Here is a 1,425-nt window from a genome sequence, read left to right as displayed (position 1 = left end):
CGCCCGGGGCGGACAAGGCGGACGCCAGCGCGGTGGCCTTGCGCAGCAGGTCCTGCCGGGCCAGCGCGGCGGATGCCTCGCGCGCCTGCCTGGCCATGTTTGCCGGGTGCAGGTGCTCCAGCTTGATGCGGTTGCCGAAGATGTGCGCGCTGCGTGCCCGGCTGGTGGCCTGGCGCAGGCTGGAATGCTGCATGTGGCGCACCCGCACCGTACCAGTGTACCACACCGGCAGCCCGGCCAGCGTGCAGCGGATGTCCCGCTCCAGGTCGTCGAACTGGCTGGGAGTGAAGCGCACGTCGAACGCGCCCACCTGTTGCACCGAGGCCATGGAAACCATGTGGCAGCACCCGGAAACGGACAGGCAGGGCCGGGTGTAGGCGGTGAGCAGGGTGTCCGCGCTGCCCGCCGAGTTGCCGTGAATGTGCCAGTGTTCGTCCAGGTCGGCGAAGCTGCGGGTGCCCATGTCCGGCGGCAGGGCGAAAAAGTCGGCGCATTGCAGCGCGTGCGGCGGGGTGTGGTCGGTAACCGCGCAGCCGATGGCTCCCCAGCCGGGCCGGGCGTGGGCCACGGCCAGCAGGCCGTCCAGCCAGTCGGGGTCCAGCAGCACGTCGTCGTCCAGGAACACGGCGTGGTCGCGCTGGCGCACTTCCGGCAGGGACAGCAGCCAATTGCGGGCGGCGGGGGCCCCCACGTTCACCGGCAGGCGCACCACGGTGAACGGCGAACCCCAGTCTGCCGCCATGGCGCGGAACATGTCTTCCGTGCCGTCCAGCGAACCGTTGTCCAGCGCGAAGACCGGCGCGTCGCGAAAGCCCGACGCGCGCAGCGAGCGCAGGGTCTGCGCCGCAAGGTCGCGTTTGTTCCAGCTGTACAGCAGGATGGCGGGGGGGGCTGCGTCAGCGGGGGGCGCGGGCAGCGGGTGCAGCAGTTCGTGCAGGGCCAGGGTGAGATTGGGATGGTACGGGGCCTCGCGCCACAGGGGCAGCAGCAGGGCGGCGGCGTCGGAAGCGTGTCCCGGCCTGTCCAATTGGACCAGCAGTTCGGCGCGGCGCAGTGCGTACCACGGGGCAAAGGGTGATGCGCCAGTGGGGGCGGCGTCCTGTTCCGCCAGTTCGTCCAGCCGCCGCAGGGCCTCTGCGGGGTCCAGCCGTCGCAGCGCCCATTCGGCGCGCAGTCTGCGGACCACGGTTTCCGGCAGGGCCAGCGGGGTGGACAGGGCGGCGCGCAGCAGGGTTTCCAGCGTGGTGTCGTCCGCAACCGGAAGCGCCGGGGACGCAGCTTCATCCGTGGGCGGGGCAACGGAATTTTCGTGGCGCACGCACCACTCCACGCCGCGCGCCAGCCAGAACAGGCCGTGGGCCGGGTCGGCCAGCCGGGGCAGCACCACGTCCAGCACGGCCTGCGCCGGGGCGGTTGCCGGGCCGC

1 protein-coding gene is annotated in these 1,425 nt (G+C 72.1%); it reads right to left on the bottom strand.

All coding sequences use genetic code 11. The features are described 5' to 3' along the window. Positions 1 to 1,425, bottom strand: a 1,425-nt coding sequence (locus FVW20_RS15165) for a glycosyltransferase family 2 protein (RefSeq protein ID WP_196610260.1), incomplete at both ends; no start/stop codon positions are given.

This window comes from Nitratidesulfovibrio oxamicus, assembly GCF_015731765.1.
Classification (GTDB): domain Bacteria; phylum Desulfobacterota; class Desulfovibrionia; order Desulfovibrionales; family Desulfovibrionaceae; genus Cupidesulfovibrio; species Cupidesulfovibrio oxamicus.
This window is presented reverse-complemented; position numbering and strand designations above follow the sequence as displayed.